The organism is Phycisphaerae bacterium, from assembly GCA_012729815.1.
Lineage (GTDB): Bacteria > Planctomycetota > Phycisphaerae > JAAYCJ01 > JAAYCJ01 > JAAYCJ01.
The window spans coordinates 1-2,649 of the sequence record JAAYCJ010000290.1; the positions used below are offsets into that span (position 1 = coordinate 1).

Consider the following 2,649-nt stretch of genomic DNA (forward strand, 5'->3'; position numbering starts at 1 on the left):
AGAAGGCGAGTCGTTGGGCGGCGGCGGCGACGCGGCGTTCTCGGACGTACCGGGCGGGGCTCATGCCGAGTTCGGCGTGGAAGCATCGGGTGAAGTGGCTTTCGCTGAGGCCGGAGCGTCGGGCGAGGTCGGCGTTGTCGAGGGGGGCGGCCAGGTGGGTTTCGATATATTCGGTGAGGGCGTTGAAGGACGATTGGGCGGCGAGGGAGTGTGAGAGGGCGGCTTGGCTGGGTTGGGGCAGGGATCGGAAGAGGCGTGCGAGTTCGGCCAGGACCATGGATTTGATTTCGCAGAGGCGGGCGGGCTGGTCGATGGGGTTGTCGGAGGGGAAGAGGGCGTCGGCGCGTCGGCGGAGGGCGGCGGCGCGGCCGTTGGCGCAGCTCGGCTGCGGGAAGACGCGGCGGACGACGGGGCTGGCGAGGCCGATCAAGTCGAAGTGTACGTAGGAGTTGCGGACCGGTGTGGCGTTGCGGCAGGTGAAGGTTACCCATGCGGGGACGAAGTGGACGCGGTCGGGGGTGATGTGGTAGGGGCCGGCGTTGGTGAGGACGGAGGCGCCGTGGCGGTCGTTGAGGTACATCCGCCAGAAGGAGCTGCAGACGTCGCGGCTGGTCCAGGTATGGTCGATGGTGACGGTGGCGACGTAGAGTATGCGGACGTCGAGGCGGTCGATCACGGTCAATCCCTTTCGCTCGGAGAGCAGGAATAGATATAGTTTTCGTAGCTCCAGAGATACCCGGAAGGGCGGGGTTTGTCTAGACTCATTATCGTGTGAGTTTTTGGTCGGGTCGTGGAACCTGGGTTCTGGAGTGTGGCGATGTCGTATGAGATCGGGATGAGGGTGTTGAATTTGGAGCCGACGGACCGGGTGGGTCGGACGGAGTATTGCTTTCACTGGCCGCTGATTCGGAGGGTGACGGGGCTGGACCCGGCCAGCAAGGATCCGGACGAGGCTCAGCGGGCGCAGCGGAAGTTCCGTGAATGGGCGGATTACGATCTGCTGTGGAGCACCAACGACGGTCCGAAGGCGTGGCAGGAGCTTGGTCGCACGACGGACATGGGGCACTCGGAGTACGCGGAGGGCGGGGTTGATCTTCGCGATCCGCAGGAGTGTCCGTTCAAGAGCGTGGAGGAGGTGCTGAGTTTCGACGCGGTGGCGGAGTATGGGGGCTTTGACCCGGCTGAGCGGGTAGCGTTTTTCAACCGGCTTTATCATGACGCGCAGGCGTCGGCGCCGGATGCGGTTTTTCCGGGGGGGTATTACAAGACGATCGTTTCGGGGTGCATCCAGACGTTCGGCTGGGATATGTTTCTGGAGGCGGTGGGGGTGGATGCGGAGCGGTTCGGGGAGTACGTGCTGGAGGGTTTTTTCCAGCTCACGCTGGCGAACGTCCGGGCATGGGCGAAGACGGACATCAAGGTGTTCATCCAGCACGACGACATGGTGTGGACGTCGGGCGCGATTTTCAAGCCGGACTGGTATCGGCGTTATATCTTCCCGCGGTACAAGCGGTTCTGGGAAGTGCTGCACGAGGCGGGGATTCGGGTATTGTTCTGCTCGGACGGGAATTTCACGGAATTTGTGGACGACATTGCGGCGGCGGGGTCGGACGGGTTCATTTTTGAGCCGCTGACGAGTCTGGAGTACGTGGTGGAGCGGTACGGGCGGACTCACGTGATCGTGGGGAACGCGGACTGCCGGATTTTGACGTTCGGCGAGAAGTCGGCGATCAAGGCGGAGGTGGAGCGGTGCATGCGGGTCGGCAAGCCGTGTCCGGGGTTTGTCATGGCGGTGGGAAACCACATTCCCGTGAACGTTCCGATGGACAACGTTTTGTACTATTTTGATCTGGTCAGGGCGATGGGCGGGCGGTAAGCTCCTTGGGCGATTGCCGTCCCGGCGTCGGGACGGATGGTGGAGATCGACAAGGAGACGGCCATGACTTCGCGGGAACGGATGACGCTGATCCTGAGGAAAGAGATCCCCGACCGGATGGGTCTGTACGAGCACTTCTGGGGCGAGACGATACCGGAGTGGCAGAAGCAGGGGCTGCCGAAGGACGCCGATCCGAGCGCGTATTTCGATTATGACATGATCAACGTGGGCGGGTGGTTCGATACGTCGATTTTTCCCGGGCGGGATGAGCTGGTGGAGGAGACGGATGCGTGGCGGGTGGCGATCGACAGCCGCGGGGCGAAGCTGAAGTATTGGAAGGGCCGGTCGGGCGTGCCGGAGCACGTGGGGTTTGAGATCGACACGAAGGAGAAGTGGGCGGCGGTCCGGGACCGGCTTTTGACGGTGGAGCGGTCGCGGTTGGGCGATCTGGCGAAAGCGAAGGAGGGGCTGGAGGCGGCGCGAAAGAGCGGGAAGTACGTGGTGTACAGCAACCTGTTCGTTTTCGAGCTATTGCGGGGGATTATCGGGGATGAGAATTTTCTACCGGCGCTGCTGCTGGAGCCGGAGTGGATTCGTGATTTCTGCCAGGTGTATCTGGATCACTATCGCGGGCACTATGAGGTGTTGTTTCGCGAGGTGGGGTTGCCGGACGGGATGTTCATTTACGAGGATTTCGGTTTCCGCAACGGGTTGTTCTGTTCGCCGCAGACGATGGATGAGTTGATTTTTCCGTACGAGAAGCAGTTGGTGGG

Annotated in this window: 3 protein-coding genes; 2 read left to right on the forward strand and 1 reads right to left on the reverse strand. The window is 62.2% G+C overall.

What is annotated here, in order from left to right; all coding sequences use genetic code 11:
* The coding region (locus GXY33_18820) for a helix-turn-helix transcriptional regulator (GenBank protein NLX07195.1) at window positions 1-676 on the reverse strand (676 nt) is incomplete at its 3' end.
* A gap of 141 nt (window positions 677-817) precedes the next feature.
* Between GXY33_18820 and GXY33_18825 the strand changes: the two genes are divergently transcribed.
* Together GXY33_18825 and GXY33_18830 are read left to right on the forward strand one after the other, a co-directional pair.
* Window positions 818-1,876 carry a hypothetical protein gene (locus tag GXY33_18825; GenBank protein ID NLX07196.1) on the forward strand — a complete coding sequence of 353 codons (1,059 nt, stop codon included), beginning with the start codon at window positions 818-820 and terminating at the stop codon, window positions 1,874-1,876.
* A 63-nt stretch (window positions 1,877-1,939) separates the two neighbouring features.
* The coding region (locus GXY33_18830; protein ID NLX07197.1) for a hypothetical protein at window positions 1,940-2,649 on the forward strand (710 nt) is incomplete at its 3' end.

Excerpts from the sequence above, each read along its gene's own strand:
- GXY33_18825 (NLX07196.1), top strand. The coding sequence starts at position 818 with ATGTCGTATGAGATCGGGATGAGGGTGTTGAATTTGGAGCCGACGGAC.